The following is a 16,912-nucleotide window of genomic DNA, read 5'->3' as shown; positions in this document are numbered from 1 at the left end:
CGCGCAGCGGATCCGTCAGCGCGCGCTGACCTGGATCGTGTGCCACCCGGTCGAGCCGTCGGGGTCGGGCCGCGCGACGGCGCTCGTCTGCGTCTCGCCGTCCTTGCCGGTCGCGCGCACCCGGACCTCGTGGTCGCCCTCGTCGAGGTCGACGGTGAGCGCCCACTGGACCCACGTGTCGTCGGACGGGACCCGGCCGAGCTCGGCGGGCTCCCACGCACCGCCGTCGACCTGCACCTCGACCTTCGAGATCCCGGTGTGCTGGTGCCAGGCCATCCCGCCGACCGACACCGACCCGACCGCGACCTCGTCGCCCGAGCTCGGCACGTCGATGCGCGAGGCGATCTTCACCGGGCCCTGCGCCGACCAGCCGCGCGTGGTCCAGTAGCCGACCGAGTCGGCGAAGGTGCTGACCTCCATGTCCACCACCCACTTCGTGGCCGACACGTAGCCGTACAGGCCCGGCACGACCGTCCGCACCGGGAAGCCGTGCTCGATGGGCAGCGGTCGGCCGTTCATCGCCACGGCCAGCATCGCGTCGCGGTCGTCGGTCAGCGCCGCCAGCGGCGTCGCGCAGGTCCACCCGTCGTGCGAGGTCTGGAGCACGCAGTCGGCCCGGTCGCTGACCCCGAGCCCCTCGAGGAGGTCGGCGAGGCGCACGCCGCTCCACCGCGCGTTGCCGATGAGGTCGCCGCCGACCTCGTTGCTCACGCAGTTGAGGGTGATCCACGACTCCGTCAGCTGCCGGGCGACGAGCTGGGAGTAGGTCAGCGTGAGCTCACGGTCGACCATCCCGTGGATGCGGATCGACCACTCGTCGGGCTCGATCGCAGGCACCGAGATCGAGGTGTCGATCCGGTAGAAGTCCTCGTTGGACGTCTGCCAGGGACTGATGCCCGGCAGGCCGAGGGACGTCTTCGGCGGGGCGGGCTTGCGGGTCACCCCCGGGATGCGGAGCAGCTGGCGGCTCGCCTCGACCTGCCGGCGCCCGGCGCCGACGACCCGGCCCGCGACCGCGATGCCGAGCGAGGCGACCGCGATCACGCCGGCGACCATCACGAAGACGCGCCGCTCGCGCGACTCGAGGTCGGGACGGCGGGCGCCGCGGCGCAGCGCGTCGACGAGGGCCGCGTGCACCGCGATCCACGTCACCAGCCCGACCCCCACCGGGAGCACGTCGACCACCCCGGCACCCCGCTGGCTCAGCACCGCGACCAGTCCGACGGCAGCGAGCGCGACCCACACCGGCAGCGGGGACCACCAGGACCGGCGCGCGAGCGACCCCGCCCAGGCGAAGCAGGCGAGCACGAGCACCACGACTCCGCCGACGAGGACCGGCTTGTCGAGGTGACCGAGCACCTGGATGGCCCGCTCGGCGACCGCGCCCGGCGTCAGGCGGATGACGAGCTCGGCCACGGCGACGACGGGCGCCTCGCGGATCGTGAAGACCATCGCGGTCGCATAGCTGGTCGCCAGTCCGGCCAGTCCGGCCAGCACGCCGGCCAGCCGCCAGGGCGTACGGGTCGTCATCCCACCATTCTTGCGCGTCGGGCATGATGCCGGGCGTGGCCCTACCCCGGATCGGCATCGGCACCGACGTGCACCGACTGGTCCCCGGCGTGCCCATGCACCTCGCCGGGCTGTCGTGGCCGGACGAGCCCGCCGGGCTCGAGGGGCACTCCGACGCCGACGTCGCGGCCCACGCCGCGTGCGACGCGCTGTTCTCCGCCGCCGGGCTCGGCGACCTCGGGTCGAACTTCGGCACCTCCGAGCCCGAGTGGGCCGGTGCGTCCGGCGCCACGCTCCTGAGCGAGACCGCCCGCCGCGTGCGTGCCGCCGGCTTCGAGATCGGCAACGTGGCCGTCCAGGTCATCGGCACCGCGCCGCGCCTCGGCCCGCGTCGCGCCGAGGCTGCCGCGGCCCTCTCCGCCGCGGTCGGTGCCCCGGTCAGCATCTCCGCGACCACGACCGACGGCCTCGGCCTCACCGGTCGCGGTGAGGGCGTCGCCGCCATCGCCACGGCGCTCGTCACCGGCTGACGGCTCCCGCCACCGTCCTGCCCACCGCCCCGCCCCGCCGTCCCGCCCCACCGTCCGGGGTGGCGGCAGGTCGCGCGGCGACCCGGACCGCACCCGCAGTGCGCCGCCACCCCGGCGCGTCCGACATCGCGCACGCCCGGGCTCTTGTGCGCGGTGATGGCCGTCACCTACTATCGGGTCAAACGTGACGACCAGAAGCACATATGTGCATATAGGAGCTCGCATGACCGCCACCCCCGGCGCCGACCACGACACCGCCGCCCACGCCCTGCTGACCATGTGGACCATCCGTCGTTTCGAGGAGGCCGTCGACGACCTCTTCGCCCGCGGCCTCATGCACGGGACGATGCACCTCTCCATCGGCCAGGAGGCCTCGGCCACCGGTGCGTGCCTCGCGCTGCGCACCGACGACGCCATCACCTCCACCCACCGCGGCCACGGCCACTGCATCGCGAAGGGCGCCGACCTGACCCGGATGATGGCCGAGCTGCTCGCCAAGGAGACCGGCTACTGCCGCGGCCGTGGCGGCTCGATGCACATCGCCGACACCGCCACCGGCAACCTCGGCGCCAACGGCATCGTCGCGGGCGGCATCCCGATCGCCGCCGGCGCGGCGCTGGCGTTCCAGATGCGCGGCGAGGACCGGGTCGTGGCCTGCTTCTTCGGCGACGGCGCCGCCAACGAGGGCGCCTTCCACGAGGCGGTCAACCTGGCCGCGATCTGGAAGCTGCCGGTCGTCTTCATCTGCGAGAACAACAAGTACGGCATGTCCTTCTCCACCGAGAAGTCCTTCGCCATCGAGAACATCTCCGAGCGCGGTGCCGCCTACGGCATCCCCGGCGTGACCGTCGACGGCAACGACCTCGACGCGGTGCACGACGCCGTCAGCACCGCCGTCGCCCGCGCGCGGGCCGGCGAGGGCCCGACCCTGGTCGAGAACCTGACCTACCGCTGGAAGGGCCACAGCAAGTCGGACAAGAACCTCTACCGCACCAAGGAGGAGATCGCCGACTGGCGTGCCAAGGACCCGATCCTCCGCTTCGAGGCGCAGGTCAAGGAGTCCGGCCTGCTGACCGACGAGGAGGTGCAGGCCATCCGCACCCAGGCCATGGAGGACATGCGCGAGGCCGTGCGCCAGGCCAACGCCGCTCCCGACGCCGACCCGTCCGACCTCCTCGACGCGGTCTTCGCCCGCGCCTGACCCGCGACCCAGACACAGGAGACATCCCTCGTGACCACCACACCCCTCGACCTCGCGGCGCCGAGCACGGACCGCGTCATCACCTACTCAGAAGCCGTCCGCGAGGCGATCGGCCAGTCCATGGAGGCCGACGAGCGCGTCTTCATGCTCGGTGAGGACATCGGCGTCTACGGCGGCGCCTTCGGCGTCAGCGGCGACCTCTTCCACCGCTTCGGCGCCGACCGGATCCGCGACACCCCGATCTCCGAGCTCGGCATCGTCGGCGCGGCCGTCGGCGCGGCGCTCGCCGGGATGCGCCCGATCGTGGAGATCCAGTTCTCGGACTTCACCAACCAGGCGATGGACCAGATCGTCAACCAGGCGGCGAAGATCCACTACATGCTCGGCGGCGCGATGTCGGTGCCGATGGTGCTGCGCGCGCCGCTCGGCTCCGGCACCGGCGCCGCGGCCCAGCACTCCCAGAGCCTCGAGGCGTGGTTCGCCCACGTGCCCGGGCTCAAGGTCGTGATGCCGGCGACCGCCGCCGACGCCAAGGGCCTGCTGCTCGCCGCGATCGACGACCCCAACCCGGTCATCGTGCTCGAGCACAAGCTGCTCTACCGCACGTCGGGCCCCGTCCCGGAGGAGGCCGTGCGCGTCCCCCTCGGCCAGAGCGCCGTACGCCGCCGCGGCGAGCACATCACGATCGTGGCGACCGGTGTGATGGTGTCGCGCTCGCTCGAGGCCGCCGAGATCCTCGCCGCCGACGGCATCGAGGTCTCGGTGATCGACCCGCGCACGCTGACTCCGCTCGACGACGCCCCGATCCACGAGGACGTGTCGCGCACCGGCCGGGCCCTGCTCGTGCAGGAGGCCCCCGGCCACGTCGGCTTCACCGCCGAGCTGTCCGCGCGCATCGCCGAGTCGCCGACGATCTACCGCCTGCTCGCGCCCGTGCGCCGGCTCAGCGGACTGGACGCGCCGATCCCCTACGCGCCCCAGCTGGAGAAGGCGTCGGTCCCGCAGGTCGACAACATCGTCGAGGCCGCCAAGACGATGATGAAGGAGTCCTGATGGCCAGGCTCGCGATCCGGATGCCCAAGATGTCGATGACCATGACCGAGGGCGAGGTCAACGAGTGGATGGTCCGCGTCGGTGACGAGATCGCCGAGGGCGACGTCGTCTGCGAGGTGATGACCGACAAGGTCGACATGGAGGTCGAGAGCACCGTCTCCGGCACCCTCGTCGAGATCGTCGTGGAGTCCGGCACCGTCGAGGTCGGCGAGCCGATCGGCTGGGTCGAGGGCGAGGACACCGGCGGTGGCTTCGGCGACCTGCTGGCCGCTCCCACCCCCGAGCCGGAGCCGGCCGCCGCGCCCGTCCCCGACGCCGCCCCCGAGCCGGTCGCCGCGACCGAGCCCGAGGCGCCCGCGTCGAGCGGCATCGTGCCCGCCGTGCCCCGAGCCCGCGCGCTGGCCCGCGACAACGGCGTCGACCTCGCCTCGGTCACGCCGACCGGCCCCGACGGGCTGGTCCGCGTCGAGGACGTCGAGCAGGCCGTACGACCGGCTGCCGCGCCCGCACCCGTTGCGGCGCCGGCTGCCGCACCGGCACCGGCTCCCGCGCCCGCCGTCGTTGCCACACCCGCGGCGAGCGCGCCGAGGCCGACCGACGACCGCCGCATCGCGGTCCGCCGGGCGGTCGCGCGCAAGATGGTCCCGACCGCGGTGATCCCGCAGTTCACCGTCTGGCGCCAGGTCCACCTCGACACCGCCAACGCCGTGCGCAACGGGGTGTCGTGGACCACCGTCCTCCTGCGGGCCTACGCCGCCGCCCTCCGCGACGTGCCCGAGCTGCTCTCGCGCTGGGAGGACGACGCGCCCACCGAGGCCGGGCCGCCCGCCATCGCGCTGGCCGTCGCCACCGAGCGCGGGCTCATGGTGCCGACCTTCACCGAGCCCGACGCGCGGCCGATCGCCGACGTCGACGCCGAGGTGCGCTCGGTCGTCGCCCGGGTCCAGAAGGGCAAGCTCGACCCGGCCTACATGGGCGTGGCCAACGGCTCGCTGTCCAACCTCGGCGGACTGGGCGTCGACCAGTTCCAGGCGCTCCTCACGCCGCCGCAGGCCAGCGTCCTGTCCTTGGGCACGATCACCCAGCGTCCGGTCGCCGTGCCGGGCGGCCTGGGCGTGGCACTGACCGTCAACGCAGGCCTCACCGTCGACCACCGGGTGGCCGACGGCGCCCACGGGGCCCAGCTGCTCGAGGCCTTCTCGAAGCGGCTCTCCGGCGGCCTCTGAGGCCGGACCCCGGACAGGGCGGGTGCGCGTCCCCCGCGCGCTCCCGCCCCTCCGCGGTGCTTGACCGTGACCGCGATCACACCTACGGTTCCCGCATCGGCACTCCCGTGCCGCCCGTAAGCACGGAGGTGCCGATGCCTGCCCCCCGCGATCCCGCCATCCTGATGCGGGTCGCCGAGCTCTACTACCTCGAGGACAAGTCCCAGGCGGAGATCGCCGAGATCCTCTCCACGGGCCGCCCCAACGTCTCCCGCATGCTCAAGGAGGCGCAGCGGCAGGGCATCGTCGAGATCAAGGTGCACGACCCCAGCGGTCGCGCCCGCGACCTCGAGCGGCGCCTCGCCGACGCCTTCGGCCTGAGCGAGGTGCGGGTCTCGGCCCGCAACCCCCACGCCGGGGAGTCGGCGGCGCGCGTGGGGTCGCTCGTGTCGACCCTGCTCCTCGAGTCCCTGGCCGAGACCACCACGGTGGGCCTCTCGTGGGGCCGCGCCCTGCACGCCGCCGTCGAGGCGATGAGCACCGACCGCGACCACGACGTCACCGTCGTCCAGCTGCTCGGCGGCATGTCCGCGATCGGCAACGAGGTCAGCGGCCAGGAGCTCGCCCGCTCGCTCGCGGTGGCCCTCGGCGGCACCTACCGCCTCATGCACGCGCCGGCCACCCTCGGCTCGGCCGAGGCGGCACGCGCGCTGCGCGAGGAGCCCAGCGTCGCGCAGGCGCTGGAGGCCGCCCGCGGGTGCGACGTCGCCCTCGTCGGCATCGGTACGCCCTCCTCCGGCTCGTCGGCGGCCGTCGTCGACTCCCTCGCCCTCTCCCCCGAGGACGCGCGCGCCTTCTGGGACCAGGAACCGGTCGGCGACCTCGCCGGGCGCTACTTCACCGCCACCGGCGCCCCGGTCACCGGCCCGGTCGACGACCGGGTCGTCTCGGTCAGCCTGCGCGACCTCGACGCGATCCCGCTGGTCGTCGGCGTCGCCTTCGGCCGCGACAAGACGGCCGCCGTCTACGGCGCGCTCCTGGGCCACCACGTCGACGCGCTCGTGTGTGACGAGAGCCTCGCGCGCAGCCTCCTCACCCACCAGTCCCCCAGCACGGAAGGCACCACATGAAGAAGATCCTCGTCATCTGCGGCACCGGAGTGGCCACCTCCACGATGGTCGCGACCAGCATCAAGGACCACCTCGCCGGCCAGGGCATCGAGGCCCAGGTCACCCAGGGCAAGGTCATGGACCTCCTCAGCGGCACCCCCGACGTCGACCTCATCGTCGCCACCACCACGGTCCCCGACACCGTGACCGTGCCCGTCGTGGCCGGCCTGCCGTTCCTCACCGGGATCGGCCAGGACGCCACCCTCGCCGAGATCGTCGGCCACCTGCAGTAGCTCCCCTCCCGGCGCTCGGGAGCCGGGCCACCTCACAGAGAGATCCCTCCATGGAAGCGTTCTCGTCCTACATCACCGACCTCGGCGCGGCCGTCGTCCTCCCGGTCCTGATCACGATCTTCGCGATCGCCATCGGCCAGAAGCCCGGTCGCGCCCTGCGCTCCGGCATCCTGATCGGCGTCGGCTTCATCGGCGTCAACCTCGTCATCGGCCTGCTCGGCGGCTCGATCGGCCCGGCGGCTACCGAGCTGGCGAACCGGCTCAGCGTCAACCTCGACATCGTCGACGTCGGCTGGCCCTCGAGCGCGGCCATCGCGTTCGGCTCCAAGGTCGGCGCGGTCATCATCCCCTTCTGCCTCGCGCTCAACGTGGTGCTGCTGCTGACCGGCCTGACGCGCACCTTCGACATCGACCTGTGGAACTACTGGCACTTCGCCCTCGGCGGCGCCCTGGTCGCCGTGGTGATGGACAGCTTCTGGTGGGGCCTGTTCGGTGCCGGGATCGCGATGATCATCACCCTCGCCCTGGCCGACCTGTCGGCACCGATGATCCAGAAGTACTTCGGCTTCCCCGACATCTCCTTCCCGCACATGACGTCCGCGCCCTACGCGCTGCTGGCGCTCCCGCTCAACGCGCTGATGGACCGGATCCCCGGCCTCAACAAGCTCGAGGCCGACCCGGCCTCGATCCAGAAGCGCTTCGGCCTGTTCGGCGAGACGATGTTCCTCGGCCTCGTGATCGGCCTCGTGATCGGCCTCGCCGGCTACGGCTTCGACGACCCGCGCGCCGACTCCATCGCCATCCTCACCCTCGGCATCACGGTCGCCGCGGTCATGGTCATCCTGCCCCGCATGGTCGCGATCCTCATGGAGGGCCTGGTCCCCGTCTCGGAGTCCGCGCGCACCTTCATGCAGAAGCGCTTCCCGGGCCGCCGCTACTACATCGGCCTCGACTCCGCGATCGCGGCCGGCCAGCCCGCCGTCGTGGCGACCTCGCTGATCCTCGTGCCGGTCACGCTGCTCGTCGCGATCGCCCTCGCGCCGCTCGGCAACCGCGTCCTCCCGCTGGTCGACCTCGCCACGATCCCGTTCATCGTGGCCGTGATGGTGCCGCTCTTCGGCGGCAACATCGTCCGCTCGGTCATCGGCGGCGCGATCGCGATCGGCGGCGGGCTGTTCATCGCCACCGCGATCTCGGGCACCTTCACCTCGGTCGCGCTCGCCTCGGGCTTCGACAACGCCTCCGGGTCGAACCGGATCTCCTCGCTCGTCGACGGCGCCAACCCGCTGACCGGCCTGCTGGTCGGGATGGGCGAGCTCGGACCCGTGGCCGCGGTCGTGATGCTCGTGGTCGCGCTGGCGTTCGCCTTCGTCGTACGACGCATCGTGGCCCGCCGCGACACCGCCGAGGCCCAGCAGGAGACCGCCGGGGCCGCCGCATGACGGCAGCCTCGCTCGAGGCGGGGCTCTGCATGGTGGACGCCGACGTCGACGACGCGGGCGCCGCGATCCGGCTGCTCGCCGAGCGCGCCGTGGCGGAGGGCGTCGCCCACCCGTCCTACGTCGACGCGGTGCTGGCGCGCGAGGAGGAGTACCCCACCGGGCTGCCCCTTCCCGTGCCCGCGGCGATCCCGCACGTGGGCGCGGAGCACGTCGTACGACCGGCGCTGGGCGCGCTGGTGCCCCGCGCGCCGATCACCTTCGGCGAGATGGGCAGCCGCGACCGGACCATCGAGGCCCGGCTGGTGCTGATGCTCTTCGTGACGGACCCGCAGGCCCAGGTGCCGCTGCTCGGGCGGGTGATCGGCGTGCTGCGCGCGCCTGACCTCGACGAGACGCTCCTGACCGGCCTCGCCGGCCCGGACGACCTGGCCTCCCGCCTCAACGCGCTGTTGGCCTAGTCCACCGGCCCCGTCCGGCCGGCCCGGCGCCGACGCCCCCGCACTCCGCCGGAGTGCGGGGGCGTCGTACGTCCGGGTGAGTTCCACAGGTCTGCCACAAGTTGGCCGCAGGTACTTGACGTGACCGACGCCACAGGCTTTCATTGCTCCAGCCCGATCATATGTGACGACCTATCTGCACGGAGGTGACGATGCCAGCCCCACGCGACCCGGCCACGCTGCTGGCAGCAGCGCGCCTCTACTACCAGCAGGACCGGTCCCAGGCCGAGATCGCCGCCACCCTCGGCACCAGCCGCTCCAACGTCTCGCGGATGCTCACCGAGGCGCAGCGCCAGGGCATCGTCGAGATCCGCATCAACGACCCCGAGGGTCGCGTCCACGAGCTCGAGGACGAGCTGCGCACCACCTTCGGCCTCAGCGAGGTCCGCGTCGCCCACACCCGCAACGTCCCCGGCCTCCGGATGGAGGACGCGGTCGGCACCCAGGCCGCACGCCTCCTGCTCGACGAGCTCAAGGACTCGATGACCGTCGCGATGTCGTGGGGCCACGCCCTGCAGTCGATGGTCTACGCGACGACCGCCGACCACGAGCACCACCGCGTGACGCTGGTCCAGCTCGTCGGCGGCCTGTCGTCGATCAGCAACGAGATCAGCGGCCAGGAGCTGGTGCGCGAGCTCGCCGTCCGCCTCGGTGCGGAGTACCGGTTCCTCCACGCCCCCGCCACGCTCGAGAGCTCGACCTCCCGCGACGCGCTGCTCGCCGAGCCGTCGATCACCGACGCCCTCGCCGACGCCAAGGGCGCCGACATCGCCTTCATCGGCGTCGGCACGCCGACCCACGGCTCGTCGTCGGCGATCCTCGACTCGCTGAGCCTCAGCGCGGCCGAGCGCAAGGAGTTCTGGAGCCACGAGCCCGTCGGCGACGTGGCCGCGCGCTACTACAACGCCCAGGGCGCGCCGATCCGCGGCGTCGTCGACGACCGGGTCCTCGGCATCAGCCTCGAAGACCTGCTCGAGATCCCCAACGTGGTCGGCGTCGCCTCGGGACGGGCCAAGGCGCCCGGCGTCCTCGGCGCGCTGCGCGGCCGCATCATCGACTCCCTCGTCTGCGACGAGGCCCTCGCCCGCAGCGTGCTCAGCGCTGCCGGCTCCGGCTCCACCCACGGAGGCAAGTGACGTGCACGCAGGATTCATCATCATCGCCGCCCTCGTGGCGGGCTGGCTGGTCCAGATCTTCTTCACCTACCGCCAGTCCATGGCGTTCAACGACGACGTCCGCGCCCTGCGCACGAAGGGCACGGTGAGCGTGGGCGTCGGCGGCAACCGCTACAAGGGCCGCCGCTCGTTCGTCGCCATCGCCGTCGACCCCGACGGGATCGTCCGCGACGCCATCACGCTCGGCGGGCTCACCACCTTCGCGCGGTCCAAGCCGGTCCCCGGTCTCCTCGACCTCAAGCTGTCCGTCCTGCGGGGCGACCGCAAGCTCCCCCACGTCTCGCCGTCCCAGCGCCTGGCCGCACGCCAGGCAGCGGAGCTCTACGGCGCAGCACGCACGTCGGCCCGGGCCGAGGTGTAGCAGCAACACCACCGACCCGCCCCGGGGTGGAGCCCGGGGCCGGACGGTGGGTCAGACATCGAGCGGATCACGTCCGCCGGTGAGAGAGATGCCGGGCAAGCATCACGACCAGGTTCAACACAGAGCCGACTCGACAGGAGCAATCATGCCATTCACCCCCATGGCGCTGGCGGTCCTCCCGCTGGCCGCCGACACCCCGACGGTCGACCCGCCGACCGGTGTCTTCGGCGCCCTCGCCGACGCCGCCAACTGGTTCATCGGCCTCTTCAACGCCGGTGGCGAGGTCTTCCTGGGCCTCGTGACGGGCATCATCCCGACGCTCATCGTGCTGCTGACCTTCGTCAACGCGCTGATCCGGATGATCGGTCCGGAGCGGATCGACAAGCTCGGCGAGGTCGCCGCCCGCCCGGGGCTGCAGTACTACCCCGTCCGCTACCTGCTGCTGCCGGTGCTGTCGGTGTTCTTCCTGACCAACCCGATGGCCTACACCATGGGCCGCTTCCTCCCCGAGAAGTACAAGCCCGCCTTCTACGACTCCGCGGTGAGCTTCGTGCACCCGATCACCGGCATCTTCCCGCACGCCAACGCGGGTGAGCTGTTCGTCTACCTCGGCATCGCGGCCGGCATCACCACGCTCGGCCTCAACACCAGCGACCTGGCCGTGCGCTACCTGATCGTCGGACTCGTCGTGATCTTCATCCGCGGCGTCCTCACCGAGATCATCACCACCCGCATGCTGGCCCGCCGCACGAGCAACGAGGAGGTCGCGGCATGAGCACCACGACCCAGACCAAGTCCGGCGGCGGCATGGACGGCCTCAACAAGGTCCTCGTCAAGATCGGCACGACTGTCGGCGGCGTCGTCGGCACGCTCTACCAGGCCGGCCGCGACACGATCGACACCGTCATCCGCAACATCCTGCCCTTCATGGCGTTCATCGCCGTCCTGATCGGCATCATCAACAAGACGGGCCTCGGCGACGCGCTCGCGCACCTGATCGAGCCGCTCGCCGGCAGCCTCGTCGGCCTGCTCGCGATCAGCATCTTCTGCGCGCTGCCGGTGCTCTCGCCGGTGCTCGGCCCCGGTGCCGTCATCGCGCAGGTCGTCGGCGTGCTGCTCGGCACCCGGATCGGCGAGGGCGACATCCCCCCGCAGTACGCCCTCCCGGCCCTGTTCGCGATCGACCCGCAGGTCGGTTGCGACTTCATCCCGGTGGGCCTGGCCCTCGGAGAGGCCGAGCCGGAGACCGTCGAGGTCGGCGTGCCCGCCGTCCTGATCTCCCGCCTGGTCACCGGACCGCTGTCGGTCGTCATCGCCTACTTCGCGAGCTTCGGCCTCTACAGCAGCAGCAGCTGACCCACCCGGTCCGGCCGGCGAACCCGCCGGCCGGACCACCTCACCACTCGACCCGACTCGACCCCCTCCCCCCAACCCCAAGGAGAAGTCATGAGTGACTACAAGTCCGTCGTCGTCAGCAAGGGCCGCGGCGGCTGGGGCGGTCCCCTGACCGTCCTCCCGACCGACGAGCGCCCCCTGGTGGCCTCGATCACCGGCGGTGGCATCCACCCCGTCGCCCAGCGCATCGCCGACCTCACCGGTGGCGAGGCCTTCGACGGCTTCAAGTCGTCGGCCCCCTTCGACAAGATCGCCGTCGCCGTCATCGACTGCGGCGGCACCGCCCGTGTCGGCGTCTACCCGATGAAGAAGGTGCTCACCGTCGACGTGCACGCGACCAGCCCCGCCGGGCCGCTCGCGCAGTTCATCACCGAGGAGCTCTTCGTCTCCGGCGTGAAGCCCGAGGACGTGAAGGAGGCGTGAGCGAAGGCTCGACCCTGGTGTACGACACGACGGTGACCGCGGTCGGCGAGCAGGTTCCCGCGTTCCTCGAGCACGGGATCCTCATCTTCTTCGCCGACCACGCCCCCGCCGAGCTCCACGACATCTCGGTCCTCCACCGGGTCTCCGTCAGCGACGACGGTCCCCGCCCCGGTGACCTCGTCCACCTCGGCGAGGAGACGCTCGAGGTCCTCGCGGTGGGAGACGTCGTCCGCGACAACCTCCTGAACCTGGGCCACATGGACATCAAGGCCGACGGCCTGACCGAGGCCAAGCTGCCCGGTGACGTCTGCGTCCGCAAGGGCCCCATCCCCCTCCTGGCCACCGGCGACGCGTTCCGCATCACCCGGCCGGACACCACCCCCGAACAGGACTGACCATGAGCTACCGAGACAGGCTCCAGCACCGGCTGGACGAGACGGGCCGCCCCCTGCGGGTGGGCCTCGTGGGCGCCGGGCAGATGGGTCGCGGGTTCGCCGCCCAGCTGCTCCGGATGCCCGGAATCACGCTGTCCGCCGTGCTGGACGTCCAGCAGGAGCGCGCCGTCGAGGCGCTGACCCAGGCCGGCATCACCCCCACCGAGGCCGCTGACACGGCCGCCGCCGTCGCCGTCATCGAGGGCGGTGGCAGCGTCGCGCTCACCAGCGTCGACCGGCTCGCCGGGCTGCCGCTCGACGTCGTCGTCGAGGCCACCGGCGTCCCCGAGGTCGCGGTGTCCGTCGCCGTCCAGGCGCTCGCCGCCGGGATCAGCGTCGCCACCCTGACCGTGGAGGCCGACGTCACCGTCGGTCGCTACCTCGCCCAGCTCGCCGACCAGTCGGACGCGGTCTACTCCGTGTGCCGTGGCGACGAGCCGGTCGAGACCAAGATCCTCGTGGACTACGCGCGCGACCTGAACTTCGAGGTCATCTGCGCCGGCAAGGGCAAGAACAACCCGCTCGACCCCTACGCCACCCCCGAGACGCTCGCCGAGCGCGCGGCGCAGAAGCAGATGAACCCCAAGATGCTCACCAGCTTCGTCGACGGCTCGAAGGCCATGATCGAGATGGCCTCGCTGGCCAACACCACCGGTCTCGGCGTCAGCAAGCGCGGCATGCACGGCCCGCCGTCGTCGGTCGCCACCCTCCACGAGACGTTCGCGCTCGCGAAGGACGGCGGCATCATCGAGCACCCCGGCGTCGTCGACTACTGCACCGGTGACGTCGCCCCCGGCGTCTTCGTCATCATCCGCACCGACGACCCCTACGTGCACCACGAGATGACCTACCTCCAGATGGGCGACGGGCCCTACTTCGCCCTCTACCGCCCCTACCACCTGGCCAGCATCGAGGCGCCGCTGACGGTCTACGAGATCGTCCTCGACAAGCGTCCCAGCCTGACCTCGGAGCACTGGACCGCCGAGGTGGGCGCCCAGGCCAAGCGGGCGCTGAAGGCCGGCGAGCGGATCGACGGCATCGGCGGCATGATGGTCCGCGGCCTGATCGACCCGGCCGACGACTTCGCGCGTGACAACCTCGTCCCGCTCGGTGTGCTGGCCGGCGCGACGCTCAAGCACGACGTCCCGGTCGACCACACGCTGACCTACGACGACGTCGAGCTCGACGAGTCCTCGCTCATCGTGCGGATGCGCCGCATCCAGGAGTCGATGGAGAAGGACGCCAGCGAGGTCCCGAGCCTCGCCGAGCTCAGCGCCCTGATCGCGGGCTGAGCAGCGACGGGTGGAGGGGTACGCCCCGCGTGAGGCCGTGATCTAGGCTCACGCGGTGCCCCTCCCCCCGTCCGCCCGCGCCGCGGTCGTCATGCTCGCCGCGGGCGAGGGGCGCCGCAGCGGGCACCACACCAACAAGGTCCTGCTGCCCCTGGCCGGCCGCGGGGTCTTCACCTGGTCCATCGAGTCGGCCCGCCGGCTCGCCACCGTGACCCACACCGTGCTCGTCATCCGCGAGGAGGACCGGGAGACCGTGACGGCCACGCTCGACCGCGAGGTGGCCGGACCCGAGGTCGAGGTCGTCGTCGGCGGCGACAGCCGGCACAGCTCGGAGTGGCAGGCCCTCCAGGCGCTCGCCCCGATGATCGAGGCCGACGAGATCGACGTCGTGGTGATCCACGACGCCGCCCGGCCGCTGGCGGTCACGACGATGTTCGCCTCCGTGATCGAGGCCGCCCTCGAGCACGGGGGCGCGATCCCGGTCCGCGACCAGGGCCACCTCACGGCCCTCGGCGAGGGCGACCAGCCCCCGGACCGCGTGGTGGCCGTGCAGACGCCTCAGGCGTTCCGCGCCCAGCCCCTCCTCGAGGCCTACCGCCTCGCGCACGCCGACGGCTTCGTCGGCACCGACACCGCGAGCTGCATGGAGCGCTACACCGACGTCCCGGTGTTGTGCGTGGACGGCGACGCGGGCAACATCAAGATCACGTTCCCCGAGGACCTGTTCCTCGCGGAGCGGCTGCTCGCCAAGGCCGACTGGGACCTGTCCGGTCGGCAGCGCCACCGACGGGAGTCTGCGATGTCGCACCTGCGGGACCTGATCCCCCACGGCGATCGCCCATGAGCACCACCGAGGCCGAGCTGCACTGCGAGGTCTGCAACCTGCTCACCGACCACGAGCTCCACTACACCGGCCGGCTGCTCGACTCGGTGCGCTGCACCCGCTGCGGCACCCACGTCGAGCTCTCCTCGCGCGCGCTCATCCCGGCGTACGCCCTCGACCTCGAGCAGCGCGTGGTGAGCAAGCCCCGGCGGATGATGCGGCGCGTCTCGCGCGACCCGGCCGGCTACCTGAGGCAGCTGCCCCGGGCGGTGCTGCGCCAACCCGGCAAGTTCCTCAGGGAGTTCCGGGGCCTGCTGCGTCGCTGATCGGCTCGCGGCGCACGCGGCGGGCGAGCTCGTCGACGCACTCGAGCAGGTTGACCGACGACGCGTCGTCGACCCGGCGCGCGAGCGACGGCGCCCGGACCAGCCCGACCTCACCGCGCTCGCGGAGCCAGGCGGCCAGCCGGGCGAAGTCGTCGACGGGCGGCCGCTCGTCACGCTCGAGGGCCGCGCCCAGCACGGACGGCGCCACGACGGCCGGCGACACGAGCGCGGCCAGGCCCTCGCGGTCGATGGTCCCGCCGATCCGGGCGTCCACGACCGTCTTGACGGTGTCGGTGACGGGCCGGAAGGCGAGCACCGACACCTCGGGCGTCGCCGCCGCGCCCGTGCGGACCTCGCGCAGGAAGTCGGCCGAGGCCAGCGGGCACAGCGCGTCGTGCACCAGCAGCCCGGAGGCCGTCCCGGCGGCCCGCAGCTCCTCCCACCAGCCCGCACCCGCGCGGACCTCGGCCGCGACCCCGGCGTGCCGGACCTCGCGGACGACCCGGTCGTGGTCGCCCGCGTCGACGGCGACGAGCAGGCGGTCCACCCCGGACGCAGCCAGCGAGCGGAGGGCGTGGAGGTAGAGCGGCGACCGGTGCAGCGAGGCGAACGGCAGCCCGTCGCGCCCGGCCATGGCGAGCACCGCCGTTGCGGCCGTCACGCGGAGTCCTCGGGAGCCTCGGAACCGGTCTCGGGGACCGTCAGCCGCTCGAGCGCGGCGATGTCGGCGTCGGTGGCCACGCGGGCTGCAGCGGGGGGCGCCACGCGCCGCTGGACGTCGTACGACGCCTCGAGCAGCCCGACGAGCCGGTCGAGGTCCGGCAGGGGCACCGCGGGCAGCGAGACGAGGACGGGAGCCGGGAGAACGACGGGCGACAGCAGGGCGCCGGCCGGGTCGACGCCGACGACGGGAAGCCCGGTCAAGCGAGCGGCGGCGAGGCAGTCGACGATGAAGTCGGGCGGCGTCAGGGGGCAGAGCGCGTCGTGGACGACGACGTCCTCGCCGGCCTCGACGATGCCGGTCCACGGAACGCTGGCGTCGACGAGGTCGACCCCGGCCTGCCCGAGCGCCCACGCCGCGCAGGCGACGAGCGACTCACCGTGGACCAGGCGGTAGGGAAGCGCGCCGCGCCCCTCGTCCACGACCATGCCGAGGGCACGGGCGGGGTCGTCGTCGTAGATGCTCATGGCGGGGCCACGCTATCCCCGAGGCACCCGGACATGACGCGACCCCCGGCACGGGACGTGCGCCGGGGGTCGGGTCGTGGTGCTGGTGGAGCGTGGCTCAGGAGGCGAGGACCTCGTCGAGCATGGCCTCGGCCTTGTCCTCGTTGGTCTTCTCCGCGAGCGCGAGCTCGGAGACCAGGATCTGGCGGGCCTTGGCCAGCATGCGCTTCTCGCCGGCCGACAGACCGCGGTCACGCTCGCGGCGCCACAGGTCGCGGACGACCTCCGACACCTTCATGACATCGCCGGAGTGCAGCTTCTCCAGGTTGGCCTTGTAGCGGCGCGACCAGTTCGTCGGCTCCTCGACGTGGGCGGCACGCAGCACGTCGAAGACGCGGTCGAGACCCTCCTTGTCGACGACGTCACGGACCCCGACGAGATCGAGGTTGCAGGCCGGCACGCGAACGACCAGGTCCTGCTGAGCGACAATCCTGAGGACGAGATACTGCCGGTCCTCTCCCTTGATCGTCCGCATCTCGATGTCCTCGATGACTGCGGCCCCGTGATTGGGATAGACGACCGTTTCGCCGACGGTGAAAGTCATATGTTCAGTTCCCCTTCCTAGGTGTCCATTCTAACACGGGTTCGCATCGGCTCCCGACGCGTTTCCGCAGGTC

21 protein-coding genes are annotated in these 16,912 nt (G+C 72.2%); 17 read left to right on the top strand and 4 right to left on the bottom strand.

The features are described from left to right. Positions 1-15: 15 nt before the first annotated feature. Entirely contained in the window at positions 16-1,530 is a 1,515-nt protein-coding gene (locus tag BLV76_RS11080; RefSeq protein ID WP_090969175.1) for a molybdopterin-dependent oxidoreductase, read from the bottom strand. A 26-nt stretch (positions 1,531-1,556) separates the two neighbouring features. On the opposite strand from BLV76_RS11080, the gene ispF reads away from it, so the two are divergent. The 17 genes from ispF (at position 1,557) to BLV76_RS10995 (ending at position 15,068) form a co-directional block, all read left to right on the top strand. After that, positions 1,557-2,039 carry a 2-C-methyl-D-erythritol 2,4-cyclodiphosphate synthase gene (ispF, locus tag BLV76_RS11075; protein WP_090972613.1) on the top strand — a complete coding sequence of 161 codons (483 nt, stop codon included), beginning with the start codon at positions 1,557-1,559 and terminating at the stop codon, positions 2,037-2,039. Between the two features lie 223 nt (positions 2,040-2,262). Further along, complete coding sequence (locus BLV76_RS11070; protein ID WP_090969174.1) at positions 2,263-3,240, top strand: thiamine pyrophosphate-dependent dehydrogenase E1 component subunit alpha; 978 nt, start codon at positions 2,263-2,265, stop codon at positions 3,238-3,240. A gap of 30 nt (positions 3,241-3,270) precedes the next feature. After that, on the top strand, positions 3,271-4,293 hold the full coding sequence (locus BLV76_RS11065) for an alpha-ketoacid dehydrogenase subunit beta (RefSeq protein ID WP_217630322.1): 1,023 nt from the start codon (positions 3,271-3,273) through the stop codon (positions 4,291-4,293). After that, a complete protein-coding gene (locus BLV76_RS11060) occupies positions 4,293-5,519 on the top strand; it encodes a dihydrolipoamide acetyltransferase family protein (protein ID WP_090969173.1) in 1,227 nt (408 codons plus the stop codon). The genes BLV76_RS11065 and BLV76_RS11060 overlap by 1 nt, the downstream gene beginning before the upstream one ends. Before the next feature lie 134 nt (positions 5,520-5,653). Continuing rightward, complete coding sequence (locus tag BLV76_RS11055; protein WP_090969172.1) at positions 5,654-6,628, top strand: sugar-binding transcriptional regulator; 975 nt, start codon at positions 5,654-5,656, stop codon at positions 6,626-6,628. Next, positions 6,625-6,900 (top strand): PTS sugar transporter subunit IIB, encoded by a 276-nt coding sequence (locus tag BLV76_RS11050; RefSeq protein ID WP_090969171.1) that lies wholly within the window; start codon positions 6,625-6,627, stop codon positions 6,898-6,900. Before BLV76_RS11055 ends, BLV76_RS11050 begins: the two co-directional genes overlap by 4 nt. Positions 6,901-6,950: 50 nt before the next feature. Next, positions 6,951-8,342, top strand: coding sequence for a PTS galactitol transporter subunit IIC (locus BLV76_RS11045; RefSeq protein ID WP_090969170.1), 1,392 nt, complete (start codon positions 6,951-6,953; stop codon positions 8,340-8,342). Further along, a complete protein-coding gene (locus tag BLV76_RS11040) occupies positions 8,339-8,800 on the top strand; it encodes a PTS sugar transporter subunit IIA (protein ID WP_090969169.1) in 462 nt (153 codons plus the stop codon). The genes BLV76_RS11045 and BLV76_RS11040 overlap by 4 nt, the downstream gene beginning before the upstream one ends. A gap of 191 nt (positions 8,801-8,991) precedes the next feature. Continuing rightward, complete coding sequence (locus BLV76_RS11035) at positions 8,992-9,975, top strand: sugar-binding transcriptional regulator (RefSeq protein WP_090972609.1); 984 nt, start codon at positions 8,992-8,994, stop codon at positions 9,973-9,975. A 1-nt stretch (position 9,976) separates the two neighbouring features. Further along, positions 9,977-10,375, top strand: a complete 399-nt coding sequence (locus tag BLV76_RS11030) for a transcriptional regulator GutM (protein ID WP_175539640.1) — start codon at positions 9,977-9,979, stop codon at positions 10,373-10,375. Positions 10,376-10,520: 145 nt separating this feature from the next. Next, a complete protein-coding gene (srlA, locus tag BLV76_RS11025) occupies positions 10,521-11,150 on the top strand; it encodes a PTS glucitol/sorbitol transporter subunit IIC (protein ID WP_245734632.1) in 630 nt (209 codons plus the stop codon). Next, positions 11,147-11,731 carry a PTS glucitol/sorbitol transporter subunit IIB gene (locus BLV76_RS11020; protein WP_090969166.1) on the top strand — a complete coding sequence of 195 codons (585 nt, stop codon included), beginning with the start codon at positions 11,147-11,149 and terminating at the stop codon, positions 11,729-11,731. Before srlA ends, BLV76_RS11020 begins: the two co-directional genes overlap by 4 nt. Before the next feature lie 90 nt (positions 11,732-11,821). After that, the gene (locus tag BLV76_RS11015) at positions 11,822-12,193 is read left to right on the top strand and encodes a PTS glucitol/sorbitol transporter subunit IIB (RefSeq protein WP_090969165.1); all 372 of its coding nucleotides are present in this window, start codon (positions 11,822-11,824) and stop codon (positions 12,191-12,193) included. Continuing rightward, on the top strand, positions 12,190-12,588 hold the full coding sequence (locus tag BLV76_RS11010; RefSeq protein ID WP_090969164.1) for a PTS glucitol/sorbitol transporter subunit IIA: 399 nt from the start codon (positions 12,190-12,192) through the stop codon (positions 12,586-12,588). The genes BLV76_RS11015 and BLV76_RS11010 overlap by 4 nt, the downstream gene beginning before the upstream one ends. A 2-nt stretch (positions 12,589-12,590) precedes the next feature. Further along, positions 12,591-13,919 carry an NAD(P)H-dependent oxidoreductase gene (locus tag BLV76_RS11005; RefSeq protein WP_090969163.1) on the top strand — a complete coding sequence of 443 codons (1,329 nt, stop codon included), beginning with the start codon at positions 12,591-12,593 and terminating at the stop codon, positions 13,917-13,919. 55 nt (positions 13,920-13,974) lie between these two features. Continuing rightward, complete coding sequence (locus tag BLV76_RS11000) at positions 13,975-14,763, top strand: IspD/TarI family cytidylyltransferase (RefSeq protein ID WP_245734631.1); 789 nt, start codon at positions 13,975-13,977, stop codon at positions 14,761-14,763. Next, positions 14,760-15,068: a hypothetical protein gene (locus BLV76_RS10995; RefSeq protein WP_090969162.1), complete on the top strand. Its 309-nt coding sequence runs from the start codon at positions 14,760-14,762 to the stop codon at positions 15,066-15,068. The genes BLV76_RS11000 and BLV76_RS10995 overlap by 4 nt, the downstream gene beginning before the upstream one ends. On the opposite strand, the gene BLV76_RS10990 is transcribed toward BLV76_RS10995, so the two are convergent. The 3 genes from BLV76_RS10990 to BLV76_RS10980 all read right to left on the bottom strand — a co-directional run bounded on the left by BLV76_RS10990 (position 15,037) and on the right by BLV76_RS10980 (position 16,839). Then, a complete protein-coding gene (locus BLV76_RS10990; protein WP_090969161.1) occupies positions 15,037-15,729 on the bottom strand; it encodes a 2-C-methyl-D-erythritol 4-phosphate cytidylyltransferase in 693 nt (230 codons plus the stop codon). The genes BLV76_RS10995 and BLV76_RS10990 overlap by 32 nt on opposite strands. Beyond that, positions 15,726-16,256, bottom strand: a complete 531-nt coding sequence (locus BLV76_RS10985) for a hypothetical protein (protein WP_090969160.1) — start codon at positions 16,254-16,256, stop codon at positions 15,726-15,728. Before BLV76_RS10985 ends, BLV76_RS10990 begins: the two co-directional genes overlap by 4 nt. A gap of 97 nt (positions 16,257-16,353) precedes the next feature. Continuing rightward, complete coding sequence (locus tag BLV76_RS10980; RefSeq protein ID WP_056602200.1) at positions 16,354-16,839, bottom strand: CarD family transcriptional regulator; 486 nt, start codon at positions 16,837-16,839, stop codon at positions 16,354-16,356. Between the last annotated feature and the right edge of the window lie 73 nt (positions 16,840-16,912).

The sequence above is a fragment of the Nocardioides exalbidus genome (assembly GCF_900105585.1).
GTDB lineage: Bacteria > Actinomycetota > Actinomycetes > Propionibacteriales > Nocardioidaceae > Nocardioides > Nocardioides exalbidus.
Note: the sequence above shows the minus strand (reverse complement) of the source record. Positions and strands in the feature narration are given on the sequence as shown.